The sequence below is a fragment of the Paenibacillus sp. 05T425 genome, from assembly GCF_056396205.1.
Genome location: NZ_JBFTLA010000010.1, coordinates 130,526 through 157,124, shown reverse-complemented (window position 1 = coordinate 157,124; position 26,599 = coordinate 130,526). Strand labels below are relative to the sequence as shown.

The 26,599-nt window shown below is 50.8% G+C and carries 26 protein-coding genes; 2 read left to right on the top strand and 24 right to left on the bottom strand.

Features of this window, described 5'->3' with window-relative positions; all coding sequences use genetic code 11:
* Positions 1-48 precede the first annotated feature (48 nt).
* From secF to AC1DF0_RS22595, 3 genes are all read right to left on the bottom strand, one after another.
* Positions 49-969: a protein translocase subunit SecF gene (secF, locus tag AC1DF0_RS22605; protein ID WP_477575385.1), complete on the bottom strand. Its 921-nt coding sequence runs from the start codon at positions 967-969 to the stop codon at positions 49-51.
* Positions 959-2,191 (bottom strand): protein translocase subunit SecD, encoded by a 1,233-nt coding sequence (gene secD, locus AC1DF0_RS22600; protein ID WP_477575384.1) that lies wholly within the window; start codon positions 2,189-2,191, stop codon positions 959-961. Before secD ends, secF begins: the two co-directional genes overlap by 11 nt.
* Positions 2,192-2,274: 83 nt before the next feature.
* On the bottom strand, positions 2,275-2,520 hold the full coding sequence (locus AC1DF0_RS22595; RefSeq protein ID WP_442048937.1) for a post-transcriptional regulator: 246 nt from the start codon (positions 2,518-2,520) through the stop codon (positions 2,275-2,277).
* 214 nt (positions 2,521-2,734) lie between these two features.
* Between AC1DF0_RS22595 and spoVB the strand changes: the two genes are divergently transcribed.
* On the top strand, positions 2,735-4,285 hold the full coding sequence (spoVB, locus tag AC1DF0_RS22590; RefSeq protein WP_442048936.1) for a stage V sporulation protein B: 1,551 nt from the start codon (positions 2,735-2,737) through the stop codon (positions 4,283-4,285).
* Between the two features lie 47 nt (positions 4,286-4,332).
* Here the strand turns inward: spoVB and AC1DF0_RS22585 are convergent, their stop codons facing one another.
* Positions 4,333-5,121, bottom strand: coding sequence for a YetF domain-containing protein (locus tag AC1DF0_RS22585; RefSeq protein WP_477575383.1), 789 nt, complete (start codon positions 5,119-5,121; stop codon positions 4,333-4,335).
* Between the two features lie 222 nt (positions 5,122-5,343).
* Between AC1DF0_RS22585 and AC1DF0_RS22580 the strand changes: the two genes are divergently transcribed.
* Positions 5,344-5,739 (top strand): TIGR04086 family membrane protein, encoded by a 396-nt coding sequence (locus AC1DF0_RS22580; protein ID WP_442048934.1) that lies wholly within the window; start codon positions 5,344-5,346, stop codon positions 5,737-5,739.
* A 503-nt stretch (positions 5,740-6,242) separates the two neighbouring features.
* Here the strand turns inward: AC1DF0_RS22580 and yajC are convergent.
* The 20 genes from yajC to AC1DF0_RS22480 form a co-directional block, all read right to left on the bottom strand.
* Positions 6,243-6,563: a preprotein translocase subunit YajC gene (gene yajC, locus AC1DF0_RS22575; RefSeq protein WP_337099513.1), complete on the bottom strand. Its 321-nt coding sequence runs from the start codon at positions 6,561-6,563 to the stop codon at positions 6,243-6,245.
* A 14-nt stretch (positions 6,564-6,577) separates the two neighbouring features.
* Positions 6,578-7,711 carry a tRNA guanosine(34) transglycosylase Tgt gene (gene tgt, locus AC1DF0_RS22570; protein ID WP_442048933.1) on the bottom strand — a complete coding sequence of 378 codons (1,134 nt, stop codon included), beginning with the start codon at positions 7,709-7,711 and terminating at the stop codon, positions 6,578-6,580.
* Positions 7,712-7,735: 24 nt separating this feature from the next.
* Positions 7,736-8,782, bottom strand: coding sequence for a tRNA preQ1(34) S-adenosylmethionine ribosyltransferase-isomerase QueA (gene queA / locus AC1DF0_RS22565; RefSeq protein ID WP_477575382.1), 1,047 nt, complete (start codon positions 8,780-8,782; stop codon positions 7,736-7,738).
* 10 nt (positions 8,783-8,792) lie between these two features.
* A complete protein-coding gene (locus AC1DF0_RS22560) occupies positions 8,793-10,907 on the bottom strand; it encodes a SpoIID/LytB domain-containing protein (protein ID WP_477575381.1) in 2,115 nt (704 codons plus the stop codon).
* Positions 10,908-10,953: 46 nt separating this feature from the next.
* Positions 10,954-11,961 (bottom strand): Holliday junction branch migration DNA helicase RuvB, encoded by a 1,008-nt coding sequence (gene ruvB / locus AC1DF0_RS22555; protein ID WP_337099517.1) that lies wholly within the window; start codon positions 11,959-11,961, stop codon positions 10,954-10,956.
* 20 nt (positions 11,962-11,981) lie between these two features.
* Complete coding sequence (ruvA, locus tag AC1DF0_RS22550) at positions 11,982-12,617, bottom strand: Holliday junction branch migration protein RuvA (RefSeq protein ID WP_442048930.1); 636 nt, start codon at positions 12,615-12,617, stop codon at positions 11,982-11,984.
* Positions 12,614-13,117, bottom strand: a complete 504-nt coding sequence (gene ruvC / locus AC1DF0_RS22545) for a crossover junction endodeoxyribonuclease RuvC (RefSeq protein WP_337099519.1) — start codon at positions 13,115-13,117, stop codon at positions 12,614-12,616. Before ruvC ends, ruvA begins: the two co-directional genes overlap by 4 nt.
* 159 nt (positions 13,118-13,276) lie before the next feature.
* Entirely contained in the window at positions 13,277-13,909 is a 633-nt protein-coding gene (locus AC1DF0_RS22540) for a BofC C-terminal domain-containing protein (RefSeq protein ID WP_477575380.1), read from the bottom strand.
* Positions 13,910-14,048: 139 nt separating this feature from the next.
* A complete protein-coding gene (locus AC1DF0_RS22535; RefSeq protein ID WP_477575379.1) occupies positions 14,049-15,833 on the bottom strand; it encodes a LysM peptidoglycan-binding domain-containing protein in 1,785 nt (594 codons plus the stop codon).
* A gap of 192 nt (positions 15,834-16,025) precedes the next feature.
* On the bottom strand, positions 16,026-16,907 hold the full coding sequence (gene pheA / locus AC1DF0_RS22530; RefSeq protein ID WP_477575378.1) for a prephenate dehydratase: 882 nt from the start codon (positions 16,905-16,907) through the stop codon (positions 16,026-16,028).
* Entirely contained in the window at positions 16,904-17,881 is a 978-nt protein-coding gene (thrB, locus tag AC1DF0_RS22525; protein WP_442048926.1) for a homoserine kinase, read from the bottom strand. Before thrB ends, pheA begins: the two co-directional genes overlap by 4 nt.
* 13 nt (positions 17,882-17,894) lie before the next feature.
* Complete coding sequence (locus tag AC1DF0_RS22520; protein WP_337099524.1) at positions 17,895-19,181, bottom strand: homoserine dehydrogenase; 1,287 nt, start codon at positions 19,179-19,181, stop codon at positions 17,895-17,897.
* 39 nt (positions 19,182-19,220) lie between these two features.
* Positions 19,221-19,658 (bottom strand): ACT domain-containing protein, encoded by a 438-nt coding sequence (locus AC1DF0_RS22515; RefSeq protein ID WP_337099525.1) that lies wholly within the window; start codon positions 19,656-19,658, stop codon positions 19,221-19,223.
* Positions 19,659-19,814: 156 nt separating this feature from the next.
* On the bottom strand, positions 19,815-21,749 hold the full coding sequence (locus AC1DF0_RS22510) for a stalk domain-containing protein (RefSeq protein ID WP_477575377.1): 1,935 nt from the start codon (positions 21,747-21,749) through the stop codon (positions 19,815-19,817).
* 224 nt (positions 21,750-21,973) lie between these two features.
* Complete coding sequence (gene obgE / locus AC1DF0_RS22505) at positions 21,974-23,299, bottom strand: GTPase ObgE (RefSeq protein WP_477575376.1); 1,326 nt, start codon at positions 23,297-23,299, stop codon at positions 21,974-21,976.
* Between the two features lie 13 nt (positions 23,300-23,312).
* Positions 23,313-24,050 carry a Spo0B domain-containing protein gene (locus tag AC1DF0_RS22500; protein WP_477575375.1) on the bottom strand — a complete coding sequence of 246 codons (738 nt, stop codon included), beginning with the start codon at positions 24,048-24,050 and terminating at the stop codon, positions 23,313-23,315.
* Between the two features lie 136 nt (positions 24,051-24,186).
* Positions 24,187-24,498 carry a 50S ribosomal protein L27 gene (gene rpmA, locus AC1DF0_RS22495; RefSeq protein WP_337099528.1) on the bottom strand — a complete coding sequence of 104 codons (312 nt, stop codon included), beginning with the start codon at positions 24,496-24,498 and terminating at the stop codon, positions 24,187-24,189.
* A 56-nt stretch (positions 24,499-24,554) separates the two neighbouring features.
* A complete protein-coding gene (locus tag AC1DF0_RS22490) occupies positions 24,555-24,890 on the bottom strand; it encodes a ribosomal-processing cysteine protease Prp (RefSeq protein ID WP_337099529.1) in 336 nt (111 codons plus the stop codon).
* Positions 24,891-24,903: 13 nt separating this feature from the next.
* Positions 24,904-25,215: a 50S ribosomal protein L21 gene (gene rplU / locus AC1DF0_RS22485; RefSeq protein WP_337099530.1), complete on the bottom strand. Its 312-nt coding sequence runs from the start codon at positions 25,213-25,215 to the stop codon at positions 24,904-24,906.
* A gap of 171 nt (positions 25,216-25,386) precedes the next feature.
* The gene (locus tag AC1DF0_RS22480; RefSeq protein ID WP_477575374.1) at positions 25,387-26,580 is read right to left on the bottom strand and encodes an Rne/Rng family ribonuclease; all 1,194 of its coding nucleotides are present in this window, start codon (positions 26,578-26,580) and stop codon (positions 25,387-25,389) included.
* Positions 26,581-26,599: the final 19 nt, after the last annotated feature.

The window sequence follows — 26,599 nt, the reverse complement described above, 5'->3', positions numbered from 1 at the left end:
AGCGGCTAGGCTCGCTTGCGCAAACCTAACCGCTGCTTTGTATCTTTATTATGGCGTTGTTGAAACTTTGGCCGCTTTCTTCGTCTTCGGATCGCCTTTGAACATGAGCCACAACGGGCTCGCGATACAGATCGAAGAATAAGCGCCGCTTGTCAGACCGATAATTTTCGCCAGGGCGAACAGTTTGATCGATTCGCTGCCGAAGATGAACAAGCTGAGAGCTACAACTAACACGGCAAGTACCGTATAAATGTTCCGTGCCATCGTTTGCCAAATACTCGCGTTAACCATCTCCGCAAGCTGCTCGCGGCTTTTGAATTGACCGAAGCGAAGATTTTCCCTGATCCGGTCGAAAATAACGATTTTGTCGTTTATCGAGTAACCGATCGTCGTTAACACCGCCGCGATAAACGGCAGATCGACTTCCAGCCGGAAGATCGAGAATAGCGCGATAACGACGAATGCATCATACAGGATCGCAATATTCGCCGCAAGCGCGAAGCGCCACTCGAAACGAATCATCACATAAATCATAATCGCGACGCTGGCGATCAGTATCGCCCAGATCGTCTTAATGCCTAGCTCTTGTGCCATATCTGGCGATACAACGTTAACCTCCGCCGATACGTGCTCGCCGTATTTCTCCGTGAACAGCTTCTTGATTTCCGTAATCTTGTCTTGCGAGAGCACCTCGTCGAACCTTGCAGATACACGCTCGTTGCCCGCACCGCCGACTGTCGGCGTAATGCCTTTAATACCCGCCTGCTCGATTACCGCTTTCGCTTCCGCTTGCGTCGTGCTCTTGCCAACGGATATATCCATATTCGTACCCGCTTTGAAATCAACCCCGAAGTTCAGGTTGAAGATGAGCAGCGATAAAATACCCAATACAGTCAGCGCGATCGAGAATATAAAAAACTTATTCCGATTCTTAATAAAATCGAACCGAATCTTCGTATTATAGTTCACGAATCTCAGCCTCCTTCACGCCATAGTAGCTTGGTTTCGTAAACATATTGCTCTTAATTAACAGCATAATAAGGAAACGCGACAAGAAAATATTCGTAAGCATACTTACAAGAATACTGAATATCATCGTAAGCGCGAAGCCACGAATCGCACCGTTGCCGATGTAATACAACACGGCGCTTGCGATAATATTCGTAATGTTCGCATCCATGATCGTACGGAACGAGTTTTTCGAACCGGCTTTAAGCGACGACAGCAAGCTCTTGCCGCTTCGAATCTCTTCTTTGATCCGCTCGTACATAATGATATTCGCATCGACGGCCATCCCTATTCCGAGAACGAAGGCCGCTATACCAGGCAAGGTTAACGTCGCATTCATCAAGTTAAACACGGCAACTAACAGCCACGTATACGTTATTACCGTAATACCAGCAACGACGCCCGGAATCCGGAACAAAATAACGAGAAACACGAGGATAATGGCCGTACCGATAATGCCTGCTGTAACTGTATCCTGAAGCGACTCTTGTCCAAGCTTCGCGCCTACGGATTGCGTATATTTTTCGTTAAGCTGGAGCGGCAATGCGCCCAGATTGATTTTGTCGCGCAAGTCTTTCGCTTCATCTGTTGTGTAATTGCCCGTAATCGTTGCAGATCCGCCTGGGATCGCACTGTTGACCATAGGTGCTGACAATGGGTCTTCGTCAAGATATATCGCTAACGTTTTACCGATCAATTCTCTTGTAAGGTCTTCGAACTTCTTCGCATCCTTCAGCTTGATCGTTACGAACGGCTGGTTCAACTCGTCATAACCGATGCCCGCGCCATCCGGAACGAAGTCGCTGCCGTCCAGCCTGATTTTACCATCAGGGTCGCGGAAGGTAAGGTTAATCGGCTTTGCAAGCACTTCTTTAACTTCTTCCTCCGTTGTAACTCCCGCAATCTTAACGCGGATACGGTTCGTGCCTTCAGTCGTAATCTCCGGCTCGGCGATACCGAGCGCGTCAGCACGTTCTTCCAGGCTTCTCGCCGTCTCTTTCAGCGATTCAGGTGTAACCGCTTCCCCGCCTTCAAGCGGAACCGCCTCGTACAGAACCTCGAAGCCGCCTTTCAAATCAAGGCCTAATCGAACATTTTTCACGAGCGACGGGCTTGTCCAAGCGATTACGCCAAACATAATCACCACGATCGCAAGGAAGGCAAATATTCTCTTCCCAAACATACGTCTGAATCCTCCTTATGATCTCAATATTCCTATTATACAGACGCTGCAAAAACGAGTCAAAAAGAAAAGAACTCCTTTCGTTAGAATGGAGTTCCTTTGAACGCGCTGAGCGTCATATAATTCATGAACTGCGTCACCTTAAGCGATAAGATGTCATTGACGAGTTGATGCAATTCAGGCTGCCCTTTCTTGACATACTTTGCATTTACGCACTCCCATACTTCCTTGCCCGTAACATGCTCGTAGCCGATCAGTCTGAATTCTTCTGCCTTGCTGTTGCACAACTCCTCGATCATTACGCTGAGCTCTTCGCTTTCGATAGCCATGACGCACCTCCCCTAATCTGTTCCTCTGTAAGCGGACTGACATGTATTATTCGATGCCCGTTGTACATATTCCTGCCCTGTAATCACGATTTCACAAAAATGACTGACATTGAACCGGACATGCTTCGCATAAAGATGATACTACCAGCCTGTCTAATCATTGATCCGAAAATAAGCGGGCCATCCCTATACGGAAGAGAAGAGGCAATGAACTATGACGAAGCAAACGTTTATCAAAGGAGCGATGATTCTGCTGGCGGCAGGCATCATCAATCGCTTGCTCGGATTTGTGCCGCGAATCGCATTGCCTCGCATTATCGGGGCCGAAGGCGTTGGCTTATACCAACTAAGCTATCCGTTCTTAACGGTCATGCTCACCATCATAACAGGCGGCATTCCGCTGGCCGTTGCGAAGTGGATCGCCGAAGCCGAGAGCCAAGGCGACTCCGCCCGGGTGAAGCAAATATTCAAGGCTGCAATGGGGCTAGTTACAACATTAGGTATCGGCATGACAGCCCTTCTATTGCTGTTCGCCCCTTGGATTACGACCCATGTGCTTCCTGACGAGCGTGTGTACCGCACATTCGTCGCGATGACGCCGATGCTGCTCATCATTGCCGTTTCATCGGTCTATCGCGGCTATTTTCAAGGCAAACAAAATATGCTTCCAAGCGCGATCTCGCAAATTACGGAGACCGTTATCCGTATAATCGCCTCCCTCACTTTCGCGTATCTGCTGCTGCCGCGAGGATTGGAATGGGCCTCGGCTGGAGCTATGCTTGGCGCAGTAGTAGGGGAGATCGGCGGTTTCACCGTGCTGCTATGGAGATACATGCGTGACAAAAGGGAAAGCGGTCTTGCTGAAAAATCGACTGCGAATACGAAGGCAACACCAGCGCTTCGGCGGCTGCTTAGCCTTTCGATTCCCGTAACAGGCAGCCGCCTCGTCGGTTCATTGTCATACTTGCTGGAATCGATCTTCACCGCAAGGAGCTTGGCGGCAGCAGGCATTGCAACGGGTATTGCAACCGCTCAGTACGGCGCGCTGCAAGGGATGATTATTCCGCTGCTGCTTCTGCCAACCGCGCTCACCTATTCGCTCTCCGTCTCGCTTGTCCCGTCTCTGTCGGAGGCTGCAGCCAAGGGGGATCGCGCTTTAATTCATAAGCGGCTTCACCAATCGATGCGGCTGTCCCTCGTTTTCGGAGCGCCTTTCGTAGTCGTCATGTTATTATTTGCCGAACCCATCTGCCGCATTCTATACAACAATGCAGATATTGCCCCTATGCTGCAGCTTATCGCACCGATTGGGCTGTTCATTTATTTGCAAGGACCGCTTCAGGCTGCCCTCCAAGCGCTCGATAAGCCTGGTACGGCGCTAGTCAACACCTTCTTTGGAGCAGCCGTCAAGCTTGTATTGATCGTGCAGCTAGCGTCCGATCCGAAGTTCGGCATTTACGGCGCGCTTATCGCGATCAACGTCAATATCGTGCTCGTTACGCTGCTGCATGCGATTAGCGTGCTTCGATTTATCGGCTTCCGAATGAAGCTTCTTGACTTCGTCAAAGTGATTGCAGCGATGTTCATCATGGGAGCCGCCGCGCGCTTTACGATGAATCAAGAGCCGCTTTCGGCGGAATGGATCAATTTGATTATTGCTTGCGCAGCCAGCGCGATCGTCTACCTGCTGCTCATGATTTGGATGAAATTCATCGACCGTTACGACATGATTCGAATCCCCTTATTGCGAAGATGGTTTAAATAATGAAAAAAAGACAGCGTATAGAGTAGCCTCTACGCTGTCTTTTGCTCTTAGTTCGGACGTCGCTTATGCGTGTCGACGAATAGTTTGCCGCGATGATMGATCGTACAGAAGAATACGTCCTTAAAGTCGGTTACGCCTTCTTCCTGCAGCACATTTTTGAGCCAAAATCTCGTTTTTTCCATTTTGCTTAAATTTTCATCCTGCACTTTGCCGTCCATAATAAGCGGTATCGGCAATATTTCGAACCGATAATGAGGAGGAATGATGTTTTTCCTCCATTCCGGCTTAACCTTCTGTTCATCCGCTTCCGCGATAGCGATAGAAGACGTACTTCTCTCGGTTGACTCCTCGTCGGTGCCGTCATTCAATTCATCCGCTGCAGCCGTGTTCTCCCTAGGAATGACGGACAGCTTGCCGCTCGTCTCCAAGATCGCAAATTCAACGTCGGCTACGGAGCTGATTTTATTTTCACGCAATTGAAGCATAAGGTCATCCAAGTTATAGCGCTGCTTGCGCATAATATCCTTGTTAATCTTACCCTTGTCGATAATGACATTCGGTTTTCCGTCGAGCAGCAGCCTAAGCTTGCGATTTTTCATCGAAACGATAGCGCTCCCCACTTGAATAAGCATGAGCACGACCATCGGCAGTATGCCGTCCCACATCGGCCGTCCCACATCCTCGATGACAATGACCGCAATCTCGGCAATCATAACCGAAATAACGAGATCAAGCACCGATAACTTGCCTATCTCGCGTTTTCCCATGAACCTCATGATGAGAAATACAACGAAATAAATAATAACCGTCCGGACTAACAGGCTCCAAAACTCCACTGGAATCCGCCTCCTCGACATGTTATGCCAACTGTGTTCAGTTGTTGTTGTCCGTAAAGCTATTCTAGCCTCCGCCTCCAGACATCATACGAGCGGCGACAGACGAATAATTGGCAACAGCAAATGCCCCCTCCAACTTGAATAAAACATGACAAGCCGTAATATTCCATCAAGCTTGACCATAAGGATTAATAATACGTACGAAAAGGCGGGATGAAACGAATGATGAACTCGATCAAGCAAGGTCCTAAAGCTATGGTCATCTCTTCACCGATAGCGGCGGGAATCGTTTTTTCGATATTGTGGCTGGCGGCTGGCGCATTGCTCTTGTCGATTCTGCTGCACTTCACCAGTATGAAGGAAGCGAATCTGCCATCGGGAGCGCTCATTGTCCATGCTGTATCAGCTTTGACGGGCGGCTTCGCAACAGGGAAACGAACGGAGAAGCGCGGTTGGTACTACGGAGCTTTATTAGGACTAATATACGGTCTAATCGTATTAATAATCAGTTTCTTGGCATCTGATGCATCGATTACGCTCCGCAGTGCGCTTATTGTTGGCGCGGCAGCGCTTGCAGGCGCTTTTGGAGGGATGATTGGCGTTAATATGCGAAAATAAGCGCATACTACTCCCAGTTAGTCGCCGAAGCTTGCCTACTATCCGTTTGACCCATAATAACCAATACCAATATCATCTCTCCCTCCTCATTAGCTTGGACGATTAAGACTGTTGATTCATTCTGCCTAGTAGAGATGTGCTCGATTTTTTGAATGGATTTCATACAGTCAAAAGGATAGGAACGAGAAGATTTCGGAGTTTCAGTGGATTTTGTGCAGTCAAATGGACGGAAAAAGTCTACTGAGGGCTAAATGGCCGGTTTTGGCTGTATCAATTCCATTCAAAAGTCACTTTACAGGCAATTAGGACCGCTTAGCCTGTATGAAATACAGGCAAACGCAACATCTGCAAGAGAGGTCTTGTACTTCGATTTAGGGCTGGAGTGCCCATAATGAAACGACAGTCTCCGAGCTCCATTCAAACGGATACAATCCAATTAAAAAAGGAGCTGTCCGACAGGTGCTAACGCAACCTAGCAGGACAACTCCTTTACATGTATAAGCTTATTTCTCCAAGTCAACCGCTGCTGTAGGAGCCGCGCTCACGATTGTATTAACCGCGCTGCGCTCGAACGTCATCTTCGTCGTATCGTTTACGCGAATAATAACCGTATCGTCAGTCAACTCTACTACCGTTCCGTGCAAACCGCCAATCGTAGTGATTTTGTCACCCTTCTTGATTTGGTTAAGCATGGACGAACGTTGTTTCTGCTTCTTCTGTTGCGGACGAATTAGAAGAAAATAAAATACCGCAAACATAAGAAGAAACGGCCAAATCATTCCTAAAATATTAGTACCGCCACCTGCATCTGCTGCTAGCCACATCGTAATCCCCCCTTTCAAAACCCTTTCTCATTATCGAACAGGCCGTACCGCGTAAAGAATTCATCCCGGAAATCAAGCAGCCGGTCATCCATTATCGCTTGGCGAACGTCCCTCATGAGTTGCAATAAGAAGTGCAAATTGTGATACGTTGTCAGCCTCATGCCAAACGTCTCGTCTGCTTTAAGCAAGTGCCGTATGTAAGCCCGCGAATAGTTCGTACATGTATAGCAAGAGCAATTCGGGTCAAGCGGACCAAAGTCCTCTGCGTACTTTGCATTGCGTACGACGAGTCTTCCCGTGCTTGTCATCGTTGTCCCGTTACGGGCAATCCGGGTCGGCAGAACGCAGTCGAACATATCGATACCGCGGATGGACCCTTCTATCAAAGCATCAGGCGAACCGACGCCCATCAAGTAACGAGGTTTGTCGGCAGGCAGAATGGGAACGGTATGGTCCAGAACATCATACATAAGATGCTTAGGCTCGCCTACACTTAGTCCACCAATAGCATACCCCGGGAAATCCATGGAAGTCAAATCCTTAGCGCTCTGAATGCGCAAATCATTGAACATCCCGCCTTGAACGATTGCGAACAACGCTTGATCATGCGGCCTTGCATGAGACTTCAAGCAGCGCTCTGCCCAACGAGTCGTCCGCTCAAGAGACTGCTTCACATAGTCGTACTCAGCCGGATACGGCGCGCACTCATCGAATGCCATCATAATATCCGGACCGAGCGCATTCTGAATTTCCATTGCCACCTCCGGTGACAAGAACAGCTTGTCTCCATTCAAGTGGGAACGGAAATGAACGCCCTCTTCTGTGATCTTTCTCATTTCGCTTAGACTGAATACTTGGAAGCCGCCGCTATCCGTCAGGATCGGACGATCCCAGTTCATGAACTTATGCAGCCCGCCCGCACGCTTAATGAGATCATGGCCAGGCCGCAGAAATAAATGATAGGTGTTGCTAAGGATGATTTGGGCATCCATTGCCTTAAGTTCTTCAGGGCTCATCGTCTTCACTGTCGCTTGCGTGCCTACAGGCATGAAAGTCGGTGTCTCGATCACGCCATGCGGTGTATGAACGCGTCCTAGACGCGCTCCCGATTGCTTGCATTGTTTAATAAATTCGTATTTGACTGCCACTGCTCTCGCACCCTATTTCTATAGTTAATAAATAAACATCGCATCGCCGAAGCTGAAGAACCGATATCGTTCCTCAATCGCAGCATGGTAAGCAGCCATAATATGATCGCGTCCCGCCAAAGCGCTGACGAGCATGACGAGCGTTGATTTCGGCAAATGGAAGTTCGTTAACAACGCATTCACCAGCTTAAATTCATAGCCCGGAAAAATAAATATCGAAGTCCAGCCGCTGCACGCCCCAATCGGCTCATCTCCATAACGCTGTGCGACCGTTTCTAGCGTTCTAGAGGAGGTTGTCCCAACTGCGATAATACGGGCACCTTCAGCCTTAGCTTCACGGATCAGCTTCGCGTTCGTTTCATCCAGCTCATAATATTCGGCGTGCATCTCATGGTCCTCTACCTTCTCCGCCGACATCGGACGGAAGGTGCCAAGACCAACATGCAGCGTTACGTAAGCAAGCTTAACGCCTTTGCTCTGAAGCCGCTCCAGAAACGCCTTCGTAAAGTGAAGTCCTGCGGTAGGCGCAGCTGCCGAACCTTCATGCTTCGAATATACCGTTTGGTAACGTTCCTTCTCCTCCAACCGCTCCTTAATATAAGGAGGCAGAGGCATCTCGCCTAGTCGATCCAGCAGCTCGGGGAATATACCTTCATATTCGAACCGCACGACTCTCGCACCCATATCGCCTTCTTCTTCAATATACGCCCGCAACAACGGATTACCGTTGCCGTCGTCGCCAAAAGAAAGAGGAGTGCCGATCTTCAAGCGTTTGGCGGGCTTGGCAAGCGTCTCCCAACGATCTCCTTCGAGCTGCTTCAAGAGGAGCAGCTCAACCTTGGCGCCTGTATCGCTCTTCATGCCCATAAGTCTTGCCGGCATCACTCTCGTATCATTCAATACGAGAACATCTCCCTCCTGGACATATTGCTCCAGGTCGGTGAAGGTGCGATGCTCGATATCACCTGTCCGTTTGTTCAGCGCAAGCAGCCTTGAAGCGGTACGCTCCAGCAGAGGCGTCTGCGCGATAAGTTCCTCTGGCAATTCAAAGTCAAACCAATCTACGTTCATAACGTTGCAATCATTCCTTAGCGATAGTTACATCTTTATAGTAGTATTTCAAAATATATTGGTAGTCATACCCTTGCTGTGCAAGGCTAAGCGCTCCGAACTGGGACATTCCAACTCCGTGTCCGTAGCCGGTTCCGACAAATCGGAACGAAGGCTCCTTCGTTGCTGCTCTGAGATTGCCTTTGCCGTCTAGAATGAACAGATTCGTATCCGTAAGCTCTGTCGTCTTGCCGCCGGCGCCAATGCTATATACGGGACTGCTGTCATTAGGTTTCATTCTTTGCTGAGAGCCCCCGCCGATCATAGCAACCTTGGCAGTCTCATCGATTTGGAACTTCGTGCTAGGCAATGAGCCCTGTACGCCTAGCGTGGATCTGAACGCATCGGGATTCGCTACGTCTAGCTTCGTTMCATTAGCCATTATTTCCGTCGCTCGGCCGGATGGCCCGCGCCCACTAACCTCAAGCGTCCGAATCGGACCTGCTATCTTCGTCTTCACTCTCGCATTAATAACCGTGAGCAGCTCTTCCGGTTTATAAGGCCCTCTAACCCAAGTCATTGAATTGGATTCGATCGTCTTCTCCAGCACCGTCACTTTCGTTCCCGAATTAACGGTCGCGATCAACGTGATCGTGTCTTGAATAACGGGATGCTGCCTCACTTTCGTGCTGTCTGTGTTTACTTGCATGATTTTACTTCCGGCAGCCGTCGTCGAGCCCGTATCGTTAAGCAGATCCTCACGGATATAACCGATCAAGCCGCTTGAAAGCACGACCCTATACCAGCTCTTCAAGCCTGTCTCAGAAGAATTATCCGGGCTCTTTATCGCTTGCAAGTATGCAATCGAATTATTCCATGCTTCTGTCGCATCCGCCGTCATGCCTCCGGCATTCGATGAATACAACGCTTCGATCAGCTTGCCGTTATACATTAACACTTCGCCCCGAGTCGCCTCGACGGCATCGATCGTTGATTGCCGCTCTGAACCAACGCCATTATAGGCTTGGCTTAGCACGGTATCGACGACATTGGCGATTTGGAAACCAAATCCTTTGGAGAGGATATAGTTACGCGACGCAACGGCCTGTGACTTAAGTGCTTCCGCCGGCCAAGTGGCATACATTTCGCTGCCAACTACCGAATACAAATATTGCTCGAAAGGAAGCTCGTTAACAACAGCCATTGCCCCGTTAAGCGAGCTGAGCTCGAATTGTCCTCGGTAGGTACGACCGCTTCTCTCCGTCAATTTAATAGGGTCGGCTGCAAGCGATTCGATCCATATCTTCATGGCTGCTTGCGGGAAGCTGTAAAGCTCAAGGCTGCTCTCCGCCTTGCCGGTAACGGCATGATCGTTCTTCAGCAGCAAATATGGCGCTGCCGCGTCGGCTTGCTTGAGCGTTGCTGCGCCAGCTACACCCGCTGCAGCAGCCTTAACGATCTGCAGTTCCGCTGCGTCGGCAGCTGAGCCGACCATTACCGAATATACAGCAGCTCCTGCAGCCGATGCGCGTACAGCTACATACGCATCCAAGCCGGCAGCCGCGTAGCTGTTCATAGTTGTTACGGCTGCTGCCTTATTCGCGATTGCCGGTGTCTCCAACCGAAGCACACCTTGCACCGAAGACTTGTACCCAGCTGTCAGCTTAGCAAGATCTGCATCTGTCGCCCAACGCGTCATAGCTGTCTTCGCATCGGCTAGCGTCGCATAGGTACCTTCGGTGACCTGATAGACGATCGTTCCTTTCTTCGCCGCCGAAGTTAGATAGCCCGCTCCCTTCGCTGCAACAATACGCTTGTAAGCGGCTTGAGCGGATGCGAAGTTGGATGATTCGAACACCTTCACCTTGAAGCTGTCCAATGCAAACCTTGTTTGCGAGCCTGCTGCTGTCTGGAACCATTTCTGAACGCCGCTTGGCGTTCTTAAGCCGATCGACAGCCCGCCAGCTGCCGAGAATGTGGCGGCAGCAGTAGTGTCAGTATATTTCCCAGGCAATTGTAAGAACATAGCGACTCGGATCGTATCGAGCTTGGGTACTGCTGCCTGCGCGGGAATCGCAGCGCATAACGATATAAGCAGCAAGGCGGACAGCGCTGAAAGCGCGAGCCGCTTCATATTTACGGACATGATCTTACTCCTCTCCTTATGTGCAATGTGCTGTTGCCGGCATTGATTACCGGTTTCCGTCCGGATAAGGAATTCCTAAGTGGCGGTAGGCTTGCTCGGTAGCAATCCTTCCGCGAGGCGTTCGCTGCAGAAATCCGATTTGCATCAAATACGGCTCGTACACATCCTCTATCGTCTGACTCTCTTCGCCGATCGTTGCGGCTATTGTATCTAGTCCGACAGGACGGCCTGAGAAAGTCGTCATCATCGCATGAAGCATCTTGTGGTCGATGCTATCCAGTCCCATCGGGTCGACTTGGAGCAATTCAAGCGCTAGACCAGCAATCTCCTGCGTGATGATGCCGTCGCCGCGAACCTGCGCGAAGTCACGAACCCGCTTCAACAGGCGATTGGCTATCCTCGGCGTCCCCCTTGAACGCAGGGCGATCTCCATAGCCGCTTCGCCGACAATACCCGCATTCAATATTTCGGAGGTGCGGGAGATAATGAAGGCAAGCTCGTCCACCGTATAGAACTCCAATCGGCTAACGACGCCGAATCTATCACGAAGCGGAGCAGACAATAAGCCCGCGCGCGTTGTGGCGCCGATTAACGTGAATGGCGGCAAGTCAAGGCGAACGGATCTTGCGCTCGGACCTTTGCCGATCATAATATCGAGGGCGAAATCTTCCATCGCCGGATACAACACTTCTTCGACCGTTCTATGAAGACGATGAATCTCATCTATGAACAGTACGTCGCCCTCCTGCAGATTCGTCAGCAGAGCTGCAAGATCGCCCGGTCTCTCGATCGCAGGGCCGGACGTCGTCCGCAGATTAACGCCAAGCTCATTGGCTATAATGTTGGACAGCGTCGTCTTGCCGAGCCCCGGCGGCCCATAGAGCAGCACATGGTCAAGCGCTTCCTTGCGCATCTTAGCTGCTTCGATATATATCGTTAAGTTCTCTTTCACTTTCGTCTGCCCGATGTATTCGCCCAAATAACGCGGACGAAGACTAAACTCGGCTGCCTGGTCTTCCATCATCAGGTTAGCGGATATGATTCGATCATCCATGTAAGCTTACTCTCCTTCCGTCAACCTTTGAACAGTTGCTGCAATGCCCGTTTCATCAATACTTCTACGCTGTCCTCCGCCGTAACGGATTGCTCGAGCCCGCTCCAAGCGCGGTCTAACTCAGCAGCCGTGTAACCAAGCGCGATCAATGCTTCGCGCGCTTCCTGCCATGCCGTGCCCGCACCTTGCTTCGAACCGGCAGCGCCCTCCATATCCGGAGACAGTCCGCCAATCGCGAACAAGCCGGTATTCATTCCGAAGTTTGCAAGCTTATCCTTCAGATCCAATATAATGCGCTGCGCCGTCTTCTTGCCTATGCCCGGCAGCTTCGTCAAGAATGCAATGTTCTCGTTATGTACGGCCGATATGATGGCTTCCGGCTTGCCGGCTGAGAGAATGCCAAGCGCAACGCGCGGACCGATGCCCGACACTTCCAGCAGCTTGCGGAATAACGTCTGCTCCTCGCGTGTCTCGAAGCCGAATAACAGAATGGCGTCCTCGCGAACATGATGATGAATATAGACGGTAACCGCCTCTTCCTTCTTCGCGAAAGCATACGGATTAGGCGTGAACACGCGATAGCCTGTATCTCTTACGTCCATGACGATGTACTCAGTATCCATATGTACGACAAGTCCTCTTAAAAAATCGATCACGAACGGTTCACCTCATTTATTTTTTGAGTCAATACAGCCGAATGGGCATGACAAATCGCTATGGCGAGCGCATCGGCCACATCGTCCGGCTTCGGAATAGCAGACAGCTTCAAAAACATTTTGACCATTTCCTGCACCTGTCGCTTCTCCGCCTTGCCGTATCCGACGACAGCCTGCTTTACTTGCAACGGCGTATATTCCGCTACCGGCAGCTTCCGCTGCGCAGCGGCAAGGATAATAACGCCTCTAGCCTGACCGACGGCAAACGCGGTCGTTACGTTGCGATTGAAGAACAGCTTCTCGACGGCAACGGAATCCGGCTTGTATTTATCCATGAGCGCGCCTGCGGCTTCATAGATTTGGAGCAGCCGCTCCTCGGGAGGCGTATGCGCCTCAGTCTGAATGCAGCCATATTGTACGGGGGTCAGCTTATGTCCCATCTTATCAATAAATCCAAAGCCCGCTATCGCAATACCGGGGTCAATTCCTAGTACTCGCAACCCGCCAACTCCCTCAATGAACACTAATCATCCTTCCATTATAGCAAAACTTGCCGAGAATGAGAACGCGCGTTTGATATTTCGAGCCTATCATCCGTCTAGCACCGACATAACAAGAAGAGCGACCTGATTGAACAGGCCGCTCTTCTTAATTGCAATCTAGTACGACGGTTTCATCACTTTCTCGTTATCTGATCGTGCAAAATCGCTGAACGTCGATAATACGCTGTTATATTCGTCGATATCGCTAATCCGTATGCCCCGAGTCAGTTGATCCAGCTTGTCCTGCGGTAGGCTGCTCTCCATGTAACGGACATCCAGTTGGAAAAAAGTCCGCACGACCTTCTCTTTTTTCGGCTCGCCGTCGAACAAGGTTAGGTTGCCGTCCTTATCCATTCCGATATAGGCATGGCTCTTGCAGTAGGCCGACAAATCGTCGACATGATGCTCAATCAATAGACTGCTGCTGCTCTGATCAAAAGCTGCCGCTTCCCATTCGGGATGGGCGGTAAGCAGCTGAACAAGCTGCTTGGAATCGATGCGTCCAAGCGGCCTCATCTCTTCTCCGCATACGTACAGCCGGTGAACGTTAACCGTAACCGGCCCATGCTGGCTGCGGAGCGCCTGGAGGACTGTCGCGTGATTGTCTTCCATAGAAAGGGCTGCATATGCCTGCTGTGGAATGGCAACAGTCATAATAAGGAGAGGCAACAAACCTCCCAACATCCATAACGGCCTTCGTTTGCGGCGCAAACGTCGCTTTAGCTGCTTCCAAAGGCTGAATTCCATCATAAGGAAGACCCCTTTATTGTATTTTTGCTGTTAGTGTGCACCACTGCTTCCTAATTATTCAATAAGCGCCAAATGTTTTGAACGTACAAAGAACAGGCTAGGAGATTGTCTCCTCGCCTGCTCTTTGCTTTGCATTTACTTATCGATTAATCCATGGACGGCTGAACCCGCTCTTTGGTTTGCTGGAACGAGTAGAGATTGTGCGGATAACGGCCTTCTTGGTAGACTTCTTCGCCACAGCCGGCTTGGTTCCGATTGGTGATTCGTTAATTTCAGACACGTTCGCGCCCACCTGAGGTTCGCGCTCTCCGCCGCAGCCGCAATCATTGCTTGGGCCCGTTCCGGCTCCTGCTGTTTGCGGCCATGTTGGATATGGCGTATAGTACCCATGGCCGCCGGCAATCGGAGAGACGGCCCCTCCGTACCCGTAATCCGGCTGCATCGATGCTGGCGATACAGCACCTTGGCCGTAGTAGCCATATTCAGGCTGTACGGATGCCGGGGACACCATGCCTCCATAGCCGTAGTGACCATATTCAGGCTGTACGGACGCTGGAGACACCATGCCATGACCGTAGTGGCCATACTCTGGCTGTAAGGACGCTGGGGACACCATGCCGTGACCATAATGGTCTTGCTCTGGCAATGTGCTGGCTCCTGCTACAAGCGGACTGTTGTTTTCACCAAGCCCTTGAGTAAATGGACTTACCATTGGCGCTCCATATCCCCAAGGCCCTTCACTTTGCGGGGACACGAACGGATTGCCGTAGCCGTAGCCTCCCGTCGTCATGACCATACCCGGCGGACATTCTTCGGCATTCGCAGCTTGAACCACATTAGCGGCGTTGGCGGCATGAGCCGTGTTCGCTAAAGGCGACACATTAGCAGCATTCGCCAGTGGAGCTACATTGGCTGCGTTGGCTGCATGAGCAGCATTCATTGCGTTCAAAGCATTTGCAGCATTTTCAGCTGCAGGGCTGACCATAGGGCTGAACGGCGTAGGCTGCTGCCAATTGCCATAGCCCGTTCCCATCTGTGCAGGGTGCACCATCGGCTGGCCATAGCCGTTACCATAACCGCCGTAAAAAGGCTGTTGCATGGCTGGCGATACGGCTTCAGGCGCTTTCGGCAAATCGTACAACGACATCGCTTCCGTTGCAGGAATGCCATATTGCTTGAACAGATCAACGTTCGGTTGATACTCCGAATGAATAGGCGATAATTTTTTCTCAACCGGCTTCTCTATCGGAAGTGTTTTCTCTGCCGCTGCTTTCGTCTTCTCGGCTGGCTTGATTTTCTCAGCCGGCTTTGTCTTCTCTGGCGCTGGCTTCACAGCTGCCGGAGGAGGAGCTGGCAACGGCGCTGGAGGCGTTGGAGTGACGATCGGCGCTGTTGGTGTCTTCCCGGCAGCTGGCGCAGTAGACGTCTTGCCAGGCGTCGTCGTGGCCGGTCCGGTCGGTGTCTTGCCTATGATAGGCGCCGTGCTAAGCTTGCCGACCCAGCCTTGGACGTTCTGCATAAGCGACTTCTGATTGCCAGCGCTTTGCGCCACGGTCGTGCCCGGAAGACCTGTCACATCAGACGGCGTCGTGCCTACCTTCGGGATGTTAACGATCTCGCCGGTCAATAACACATTCGGATTTTTGAGCTGCGGATTCGCTTTAATCATGTCCGCAAGCGGAACTCCCCATGACTTGGACAGTTTCCAAAGCGTATCGCCCTGCTTCACGACATGCTGGTGCATAATGTCCATGCCGCCGCCGCTCCCTGGATGACTGGATGGAATCTTCACCTTCATCCCGATCTCGATTGCGTCCGGATTCGTGATCCCCGGATTAAGCTTCAAAATTTCTTCCAGCGTTACATTATACTTTTGGCCGATTAAGTATAACGACTCGCCTTTTTTTACGATATGAATTTTCACGCGCCAATTACCTCCTGTCACGTTCTGAATAACAAGGCACGGCTAATGCCTGCTATCGATCCTTACATCCTATGCAGAATATGGGCAGGTGTCTCCACTTTCACGCAAAAAAAAAGTGAAGCTTGGCCCATATTTTGTCATAAGGGCCTAACTTCACTTTATATGCAGGGCAACATCCCCGGCATCCTATCTCTATTCGGTTACAGCGAGCTGCTCATACGTAAAGCTAGGATAACATCCTAGAATGCGAACTTGGCAGCCAAGCGCCTCGATTTCTTCCAAAGCCGAGGGCAGAAGCACGGATTCCAGCGACATATCGATATCGATGAAAAAGTAGTAATTTCCGAGCTTCTTCTTCGTCGGACGCGATTCGATGCGCGATAAGTTGATCTTCCGCCATGCGAACGCCGCAAGCACCTGATGCAGCGCGCCCGGAAAGTCTTCCGGCAGCGTAATTAGAATGCTTGTCTTCTCCGAATCCGATTGACGCTCCGAATACGCCTCAGGTCCGACTAGCAAGAACCGCGTATAGTTGTTGTCATGATCGGTCACACCGCTTGCCAGTATGTCAAGCCCGTTATTCGCAGCGGCCGTTGTCGTACCGATCGCCACGATGCCTTGACCCGGGTTATCTCGCACGATACGAACGGATTCGGCGGTGCTGCTTACATGCTCGGTAATCGCCTGCGGCATCTTGCTGCGAAGAAACTGCAGGCATTGAGCCATGGCGACCGGATGGCTAATAACCTTCTTGATCCGGCTGAAGTCGATCTCGCCGTCTTCGCCAAGCAGTTCGCTCTTCCTGCCGATCAGGTTCTGAATCGATGGATATACCCACTCAGCGCGTATCGGCAAGTCTACCTCATGCACGAGCCAATCCAAATGCAGACTGACCGAGCCCTCAATCGTATTCTCGATTGGAATGACGCTATAATTGCTGACGCCATTCACGGTAGATAAGAACACGTCGGAGATGAGGCGATGGTGATCCCAGGATACATTTTGCGTTCCGATAAAATGTTTCGCCGCTTCATCCGATACCGAACCAGCGGGTAAAAGTGCGATTGTCTTCATGCCTTAACTTCTCCTTTAATTCGATCCGGGAGCGGCATAGGGGCAACCGCCGATATGTCCTCTACCGTTATTTGTGGGCCGTTCGGGCACGGCGCTAGCCATAGCGTCTCCGCTTCGATGCCCTCTTGCTTCAATGTATCCAGCAGAAACTGCTCGATCGCCCCTTTGTCCGGGCAATCGGTTGATACGAACGCGATCAGCGTCGGACCCGCTCCGCTGAGCGCTGCGCCCAGCGCGCCATAGTCGGCTGCGCGCTCCAAGATGGTCGTCATGCCGGGGATGAGAGCTGCACGGTAAGGCTGGTGCAGCCGATCCTTCATCGCATGACGGATCAGGCCAAGCTCGCCGCTGGCCAGCGCCGCGACGAGCAGCGAGCTGCGGCCGACGTTGAATACCGCGTCGGCCATGCTGATCTGCGAAGGCAGCGCATGCCGCGCCTTCTCCGTAGAGAGCTGGAACGCTGGAATCGCAACAAGCGTCTCCAGCCTCTCATTCGGCGCCAGCCGCACGTAATCCGCGCGCTGGCCGTCCCATGCCGACACGACGATGCCTCCGAACAGCGAGGCCCCGACGTTGTCGGGATGACCTTCTAGCGCTGTTGCCATCTGGAACAGCTTGTCGTCCGTGAGCGGACTGCCGATCAGCGCGTTAGCCGCTGCCAGCGCCCCGATAATCGCCGAGGCGCTGCTGCCGAGGCCGCGCGTCAGCGGAATATCGCTGACCATCGAGATCGACAGCTCAGGTATGGATACGCCCGCTTCAGTAAATACAAGCTGGGCTACTTTATAGAGTAAGTTACTTTTGTCGCGAGGCAAGCCCTGCATCTGATCCCCATAGAATTGGAACTCTGTCCGATCAGCTACGCTCATCTCGATCCATGCATACAACGAAAGGGCCATGCCCAGCGTGTCGAAGCCGGGACCCAAGTTAGCCGTGCTAGCCGGCACCTTAACAATTACTCGACGATTATTCATGCTGCTATTCCCCTTATCCTTCGACGCGATATACGCTCTTCACTTTGTGTACGACGTCGAGCGACTCGAAGCTTGCAAGCACCTTCTGGATAGCCGCTTTGTTCGCATCATGTGTTATGACGATAATTTCCGCTTGCGCAATGTTCGGGTTCGGCTGTTGCAGCACCGATTCCAGGCTGACTTCGAAATCAGCGAACACTTGCGTAATGCGTGCGAGCACGCCAGCACGGTCAGCTACTTGCAGCAGCAGGAAGTACTTCGACGAGATCTGCTCATCCGTCTTGAGCTTCTTCTCCTTGTATGCGCCGCCGCTTTGCTTGCCGTTAACGCCAAGCTTGATGTTCTTCACAACCGCAACAAGATCGGCAACGATCGAAGTAGCTGTCGGCAGTTCGCCTGCGCCTGCGCCATAGAACATCGTCTCGCCTACCGCTTCGCCGTGCACATACACAGCGTTGAATACGCCGTTAACCGAAGCGATCGGATGCGATTGCTTCACCATTGTCGGCTGAACGCTGACGCTGATCAGATCGTCTTGACGCTCTGCGATGCCGAGCAGCTTTACTTCGTAGCCGAGACGTTTCGCGTAAGCGATATCGTCCTTCGTAACCGAAGAAATGCCTTGCGCAGATACGTCCTCAAGCGCTACGTTAGTGTGGAAACCAAGCGTCGCGAGAATCGTCATTTTGCGAGCAGCGTCGAGCCCTTCAACGTCGGAGGTCGGATCCGCTTCCGCATACCCGAGCTCTTGCGCTTCCTTCAGCACGTCGGCATACGACGCGCCTTCCTGACTCATCTTCGTGAGGATGAAGTTCGTCGTTCCGTTCACGATGCCCATAATCTTCGTAATGCGATCCGAAGAAAAGCCTTCCACTAGCGTCCGCAGAATCGGGATGCCGCCCGCTACTGAAGCTTCATACAAGATGTCGCATTGATGGCGCTTCGCCTTCTCCAAAATTTCCGTTCCGTGCATCGCCATTAAATCTTTATTGGCCGTTACGACATGTTTGCCGCGTTCCAGCGCTTCCAAGATATATTCCTTCGTTTGCGCTACGCCGCCCATTACCTCAACGATGACGTCGATATCCGGATGGCGGATAATTTCCCACGGGTCCTCCGTCATCTTGTCCGCGTCGATTGAAATGCTGCGCGATTTGTTTTTATTTTGAACGAGCACCTTCTCGATTACAATCGGAGAGCCGACTTGGCTTTGCAGATCGTCCTGGTGTCCTTCTACGATACGGACAACGCCTGTTCCAACTGTTCCTAAACCTAATAAACCTACCTTAATCGGCTTCATAATAATACCCTCCAATATGTGTCAAGCTGCTGCCTGCTGTTAGCCTTGCCCTATAACGGATGCTTTGCGAACGCCCGCCTGATTGCGGAGCGTCTCGACAAGCGATGACAGTTCCCCGGATAGCTGCGATATATCGACCGAAATGACGACGTTCGCGAATCCTTGCAGCGGAATGCTCTGATTCATCGTGAGCACATTGCCTTCCAGGCCGGCAACAAGGCCCAGCACCGTGGACAGCACGCCGGAGCGATGCTCCAGATCCATCGAGATCGTTGCGATGCGCTCGCGTTCCAACTGATTGAGCGCGTATACGCCGTCTTTATACTTATAAAAGGCGCTGCGGCTAAGTCCGACGCGCTCCACCGCTTCATGTACGGTAAGCGACTCGCCGCGTCCGAGCATCTCTTTCACTTGTATCGTCTTAATAATCGCTTCCGGTAAAATGTCCTCTCGAACGACATAATAGCGCTCAGTCACTATACGTCCTCCTCAAAAAGACAAATGTATTCCTATAGTGGACATTATATCGGAATTTCCAGCTTGGGGCAATAGTTAAATCGCGGGTAAGAATGACATTAGGACTAATAATTCGTCTGCAGCAAAAAAAGACGGCTTTCGCCGTCTCTTTCGGGTCTATCTACCGAGCAGCCTATTTAAGCTTTCCATATCCCATTTATGATCCTGAGCCATCTGCTCATCCGAGATGAGGAAATAGGCGTAACGCGTTTTGCCAGGACGATCAGGCACCGGATCATCCCAAGTCGCATCCAGATGATAGTATTTACCATCCAGTTTAACTACATTCCATGCATGACCACCGCCGTTAGCCGTTCCTGCCAGGTAATACGATTCAATTCCAGCCAGGTTGAACAATAATTGCATAGTCAATGCGTAGCCTTCGCACACACCTGTCTTCAACATTAATATGCCATACTCCGAATATGAATCATCCGGTATCGTTCCTCGTTTATAATTGTCATAATCATAAGCCGCATTCAGCACTACGTAATCATGAACCGCTCTAATTTTCTCCCTCTCCGGCATGTCTGACGTTATCGTAGACTGCACAATTTCCTTCGCTTTTTTATACGTATCAGCTAGCTTTGAATTTATGAATGAATAATCGCTTCCGTACTTATCGGCAATAATTGCCTGATTGTAGCCACTGAAATAGGTTCTGCCGAAGACACTTTTCGTTTCTTTCGTTTTCAGATCAAGTGAATACAACTTGCCTTGTTCCGTATTGCTGCTATCAATCAAGTTATCATAATAATAAAGTCGGTCGCCTTGAAACGTAAAATATTGAATAGCCCAAGCGTTTGGCAACTCAGCCGTATTCCAGGCATCTTCCCCATCCAATTCACGTCGGTACAGTCTATCATCATCCGAAATATAATAGATCGTATTTCCATTAAGATTCATTTGGCTTGCCCCGGTCACCAAATCTTCGATGTTTCCATCGCCTACATGCTGCCTTGCTAAAATAAACTCACTTTTCTTCAAATATATAAAATAGAGATAATCTCCTTTCACCGACATTGTTTTAAGATAATAACCGAGATCGTTGTCGTAAATAAATGCAGCCGATCCGTCTACTCTCACTCTCCCGATAGCTGTAGGATACGTACCTTCTTTATTTGTGGCTATGAAACTATAATATATCCAACCTGACGAAACAGATATCTCTTCAACGTTGGCAACTTGAACTACCCTCAGTGAACGCTTGCCGTCTGCACGCATTCGATAAATACCGTCATGATTTGTGTAGATGAGCCAATCATTCATGACATACACTTTATAGACGGTCTGATCCTCTGTCAGCTTCTCGATCGAACTGCCATCGGTCTTCATCTTGTAAACATCCCGTTCACTCACGAAATACAGCCAGTCGCCTTGAATATTCAATGAAGAAACGATATTCCCTGGAAAAAGGCTGACTTTATCCTCTCCCCCTAGTTTGCTCTTATATAAGTAACCGCCATTTTGAGCTTGGCTCGCGGGATCCTCAACGCCATAGATCCAATCCCCTTGAACGACCACGACCCCGTTCTGGTTCAGATTGGAGTTCGTGTTGCCCGTCGGCTCAGAAGACATCGTAGCTAACAACTTCTCTTCCGTAGATATGGATACCGTCTTCGTTGAACTATCCCAGCGAACATCTGCGCCAAATGATTCCCCTACGAATCGTAGCGGAATCATTGTAGTACCTCCGATAACTTGACCCGGTTCGCTCAAGTTTAGATAAGTGTACTCATTTATTTTGGCCCAACTATATCCAATCGTATATTCTACTTTGTTGGCATATTTAGTCGCCGTTACAGTTCTCGTGCTGGAATCCCATTTCACATCGATTCCAAGCTTCTCATAGATACCTCTTAACGGCACAAATGTTGTTCCGCCAATAACGATTGGCGGCTTCTCCAAGCTGACTGCTTTACCGTCAATCATTACCTTTATTTTGCTTTGGGCAGTTGTTGCCGCAGAAACAGAATCCTCATTCATGTTTACACTTATCATGCCGATAGCTATGAATACACCTAACGTCAAAACCCTCATAAATCGATTCATGTCATGATTCGCTCCTTAGTACTTAGCAATGTGATGACATTAATATCGACAACAATTCCACGATCTTGTAGAGAATTTCCAATTGGTACAAAATAAAAAAGGATATCCATCGTCATATCGGCTGCAACATGAATATCGATTTATGTGCGCAAAAAGAAGCTTCCATCCCCACTTATATAGTGGATATGGAAGCTTCTTTGCACAACATTCAGGAACTGCTACGTCTACCGGTTCGGATCGTAATCATTGCCCTCGAAGAACTCGAAAGCGAAGTCGTTGATTCTGACCATATCGCCGTCTCTCGCACCTTGCTTGCGCAGCGCCGCATCGACACCCATCTTGCGCATCATACGTGCGAATCGCATTACAGCGTCGTACGAGTTCAAGTTCATACGCTTCATATAACGTTCGATGCCTTCGCTCACGACGACGAATACTTCGTCCTCCTTGTGGATGGTGAATGTCGTCTCCTCGCGCTTCTCGTACGTATATACTTTACGCTCTTCGATATCTTTCACTTCTTCGACCGGAGCTTGCTCGACGACCGTATCCAGCACGTCTGCCGCCTTGTACAGAAGCTCCTGAATTCCTTGCTTCGTTAGCGAKGATATCGGCAGGATCTCATAGGTCCGCTCTCCGCGCACCTCGTCAAGCTGCTGCTTGAACAGCTCAAGATTATCAGCCGACTCCGGCATGTCCATCTTATTGGCAGCAATGATCTGCGGACGATCCGCCAGCTTCTCGTTGTATAGCGAAAGCTCGGCATTGATCTTCACCCAGTCATCGAACGGATCGCGTCCTTCGGACGCCGACATGTCGATAACGTGAATAATGACCCTCGTACGCTCGACATGGCGCAGAAACTCATGGCCGAGGCCAACGCCCTCATGTGCGCCTTCGATCAAGCCCGGCAAATCTGCCATGACGAAGCTGCGTCCATCTCCGACATCGACAACGCCTAGATTCGGCGTAATCGTCGTGAAGTGATAAGCGCCGATCTTCGGCTTCGCACCGGATACGACCGAGAGCAGCGTTGACTTGCCTACGCTTGGGAATCCGACCAGTCCGATGTCCGCCATCACTTTCAGCTCCAGCACGACCCAGCGCTCTTGGCCTTCCTCTCCGTTCTCCGAAATGTACGGAGCCGGATTGTTCGCTGTCGCGAACCGGGTATTGCCGCGTCCGCCGCGCCCGCCCTTCGCAATGACAATCTTCTGACCATGACGCGTCATATCCGCGATGACTTCCTGCGTATCATCATCGATGATGACCGTTCCGGGCGGGATACGGACGATTGTATCCTCAGCGCCTGCGCCGTGCATGGTCTTCACTTTGCCGCGCTCGCCGCGCTGCGCCTTGAAGTGCTTCTGATAGCGGAAGTCCATGAGCGTACGCAATCCTTCGTCGACTTGGAAGATCAAGTCGCCGCCGCGACCGCCGTCGCCGCCTGCCGGTCCGCCGTTCTCGACATACTTCTCGCGACGGAATGAGATGATGCCGTCGCCGCCGTCGCCGCCTTTTACAAATATTTTCGCTTTATCGACAAACATGGTGTACCCCCGTTCAAGCGCGCAATTCCGCCTTCAGCAGCACCTTGGAATAAGGCTGCTCGAAGTTGATCGGTTGCATAGGCGCGCCTTCCAACTGCTGTTGTATTTTTTGCTTCCATTGCTGTTCGTTCATAAGCTCGCCCTCATAATAAAATGCCGCATAAAGCGCCCCGCTATCCTTCGACAGCTCCACGCGCAGCGTCGCTACAGCTCCATGCCCAGGCTTCGTAGCGAAGCGATAAGCATTGATTGTATGTATAAGAGTATCGGCAATCTTGTCGCAATCACCAGCGAATTCACTAAGTTGTATCTCGCCTTTAACATCGACTTCAAGCTCCAGCGCATTCGTCATCGTCCGAAACGATTGAATGAAGCTGACCAGTGACGGGCTGCCAAGCCTGCCGATGCTGCTCTCGTTGCCCATCTTCTCTCTTATTTTCTCCATATAATCAACCGTTTTATCCAGCTTCTGAAGCCGAATATAGCCATACAAGACCTGCAAATCATTCATCCAGTCATGACGATGATGGTTCAACGTCCGAATAGCCGATGACTGCAACGAATGAATCGTTCTTTCACTGCGCTCCTCGTATTCCTTCCGTTCTAGCCGGATCCAGAAACCGGCCGCAGCGATGATCCAAATGAGAAACACAGCAGTTAACCACACTTTAGAAGGCCATATAAGCACAGCAGCGCAAGGAAGTAACACCGATGCCGCTGCATAATACTTAGGCGTTGTTAAGCGTTCCATTTGATTAAACCCACTTTCACCCGTGTTTCCTAGCTTATCCAGTATAGCATGCGCGAGGACTACTGGTCACTTACCAGCACAAAAAAAAGCCCGGCCTAGCGCGATGCAGGCCGGGGCTTGATGCAAATGTCAAAAATTAAGCTTCTACTGCTGCGGCTACCGGAGCCAGATCAACTGGGTATACGCTCACTTTTTTGCGATCGCGTCCCCAACGTTCGAACTTCACTACGCCTTCAACCTTAGCGTAAAGAGTGTCGTCTTTGCCGATGCCTACGTTAGTTCCTGGGTGGATCTTCGTTCCGCGTTGGCGGAACAAGATGCTTCCTGCCGATACGACTTGACCGTCAGCGCGTTTAGCGCCAAGGCGCTTCGACTGCGAGTCACGTCCGTTCTTCGTGGAGCCTACACCTTTCTTCGAAGCGAATAGCTGAAGATTCAGTTTCAACATAGTAATTTCCCTCCTTGTTTAAGGAATTTAATGATAAAATTCGTCCTCAAGGGCGCTTATACAAGCGTCTCATGCAAGACGACGTGTTTGCCGTATGATGTAGCTATCGACTCAAGCATGACAACCATCGATTCAAGCAAAAGCTGCATTCTTCCGTCGGCTTCGGCGTCCTGGAGCACCGGAATATCCGATGACAGCCAGCCGTCCTTCATCCGAGCGGGAAGCTCTACGCCTGCTAATGTCTCAATCGAATTGACGGTACCAACCGTAACGGTCGATACGCCGGCGCACACGATATCTTTACCGTGCTTCGCATACTTAGCATGTCCTACGACAGCGAAGGATACGATACGCCTGTCAGCGGCTTGCCTGACAAAAGTAATGTCAATCATCGCGAAATTCCTCTTACGCTTGGATTTTCTCGATTGTTACTTTTGTGAACGGTTGACGATGACCTTGCTTGCGGCGGTAGTTCTTTTTGGCTTTGTATTTGTAAACGATGATTTTTTGGCCTCTGCCTTGTTTCTCGACTTTAGCGGAAACCGTCGCACCGGAAACAACCGGAGTTCCAGTCACAAGACCTTCACCTTTGGATACGGCCAAAACACGGTCAAAAGTTACATTTTCACCTGCGTTAACGTCCAGTTTCTCGATGTAGATCACATCGCCCTCTTGGACTTTGTATTGCTTGCCACCAGTTTCAATAATTGCGAACATAGTTAGTGCACCTCCTTATTTTCGAAGACTCGCCTAATCCAGGTGGCTTGCGACGTATGCCGCATGCGCTTGCTTACCCGATCGGAGCGGTATCCATATGCCTGATTCACGTATGTGTCAGACATACACCAAAACAGTTTATCATACATTATTGCCTAGATCAACCTATTCTCACGTATTCGCAAAAGAATTCTCGCGCGACTTCTTGCGCGTCAGCTCTACGAGGCCAAGCCTTGTCCAGCCAACGACCGTGCATTTCGTTTGATCAGGACGAGTGCCTTCCATAAGCTGATACAGTACCTTCTCGCGATTATGCTCCTGCTCCATATCTATAAAGTCTATAATGACGATACCGCCTACATCCCGCACTCGCAGCAGTCTGGCAATCTCGGCGGCCGCTTCCATATTCGTCTGGAAGACGGTATCCTCCAGATCGGATGTGCCGATGAACTTGCCCGTATTGACATCAACAACCGTGAGCGCCTCGGTCTTGTCCCATACGAGATAGCCGCCGCTCGGCAGCGATATTTTACGCTCGAAAGCCGAATGAATCTGATCGTTGACTCGATAAGCGTCGAAGAGCGCCTTCGATGCAGGCAGCTTGTACAGTCGAAGCCGCTCGCTTAATGACGGAGCCATCTCCTTCAGCAGAGCAGCTGCCTCGGCATGCCTGATGGGGTCATCGATCCATACCTCATCAATATCCGGTTTTATATTGTCCCTTATGACACGCCGCAGCAGACCCGCTTCGTAATGGAGCACCGCAGGCGCTTTCGATTGCACGCTCTTTGCCGCGATTAATCTCCACAGCTCTCGCTGCTCTAATACATCGGCCGCAATCGCTCGCTCGTTCTCGCCTTCTGCAGCTGTACGGATTATGAAGCCTTCCTCGTTTTTGCGCAGCTGCTCGCCAATATCACGCAGCCGCAATCGCTCCTGCTCGCTTGCAATTTTCTTCGATACGCCGATATAATCGGCAATCGGCATATAGACAAGCCAACGGCCCGGTAAGGAGAAGTGAGTGGTCACTCTTGCCCCTTTGCCGCCCAATGGCTCTTTCATCACTTGTACGATCAGCTCTTGGCCAGCACTTACTACGTCCTGTATCGACGGCTTCGTCTCGGGCTGCTTCTCCAGGTGGGGATGGAGCAGATCATCGATATACAGAAACGCATTTTTGCCGATTCCTATATCGACGAAAGCCGCCTGCATGCCCGGCAATACGTTGACGACACGACCTTTGTATATATTGCCTACCAAACCGCTTCCTTTGGCTCGCTCGACGAAATAATCGAAAAGTCGGCCGTCTTGCAGCACGGCAGTCTGCAGCATTTCGCTGCTTGCGTGCATGAACATTTGCTTCATTCCGGGCATCACCATCCAG

Bases quoted from the DNA above. Each gene is read 5' to 3' on its own strand.
- ruvB (WP_337099517.1), bottom strand. From the start codon at position 11,961: ATGGATGATCGAATCATATCCGCTAACCTGATGATGGAAGACCAGGCA.
- pheA (WP_477575378.1), bottom strand. From the start codon at position 16,907: ATGAAGACAATCGCACTTTTACCCGCTGGTTCGGTATCGGATGAAGCG.
- AC1DF0_RS22520 (WP_337099524.1), bottom strand. From the start codon at position 19,181: ATGAAGCCGATTAAGGTAGGTTTATTAGGTTTAGGAACAGTTGGAACA.
- AC1DF0_RS22595 (WP_442048937.1), bottom strand. From the start codon at position 2,520: ATGGCTATCGAAAGCGAAGAGCTCAGCGTAATGATCGAGGAGTTGTGC.
- AC1DF0_RS22540 (WP_477575380.1), bottom strand. From the start codon at position 13,909: ATGATGGAATTCAGCCTTTGGAAGCAGCTAAAGCGACGTTTGCGCCGC.
- secD (WP_477575384.1), bottom strand. From the start codon at position 2,191: ATGTTTGGGAAGAGAATATTTGCCTTCCTTGCGATCGTGGTGATTATG.
- AC1DF0_RS22510 (WP_477575377.1), bottom strand. From the start codon at position 21,749: ATGAATCGATTTATGAGGGTTTTGACGTTAGGTGTATTCATAGCTATC.
- AC1DF0_RS22490 (WP_337099529.1), bottom strand. From the start codon at position 24,890: ATGATTGACATTACTTTTGTCAGGCAAGCCGCTGACAGGCGTATCGTA.
- AC1DF0_RS22480 (WP_477575374.1), bottom strand. From the start codon at position 26,580: ATGAAGCAAATGTTCATGCACGCAAGCAGCGAAATGCTGCAGACTGCC.
- thrB (WP_442048926.1), bottom strand. From the start codon at position 17,881: ATGAATAATCGTCGAGTAATTGTTAAGGTGCCGGCTAGCACGGCTAAC.
- rpmA (WP_337099528.1), bottom strand. From the start codon at position 24,498: ATGTTGAAACTGAATCTTCAGCTATTCGCTTCGAAGAAAGGTGTAGGC.
- AC1DF0_RS22580 (WP_442048934.1), top strand. From the start codon at position 5,344: ATGATGAACTCGATCAAGCAAGGTCCTAAAGCTATGGTCATCTCTTCA.
- AC1DF0_RS22500 (WP_477575375.1), bottom strand. From the start codon at position 24,050: ATGGAACGCTTAACAACGCCTAAGTATTATGCAGCGGCATCGGTGTTA.
- queA (WP_477575382.1), bottom strand. From the start codon at position 8,782: ATGAACGTAGATTGGTTTGACTTTGAATTGCCAGAGGAACTTATCGCG.
- yajC (WP_337099513.1), bottom strand. From the start codon at position 6,563: ATGTGGCTAGCAGCAGATGCAGGTGGCGGTACTAATATTTTAGGAATG.
- rplU (WP_337099530.1), bottom strand. From the start codon at position 25,215: ATGTTCGCAATTATTGAAACTGGTGGCAAGCAATACAAAGTCCAAGAG.
- spoVB (WP_442048936.1), top strand. From the start codon at position 2,735: ATGACGAAGCAAACGTTTATCAAAGGAGCGATGATTCTGCTGGCGGCA.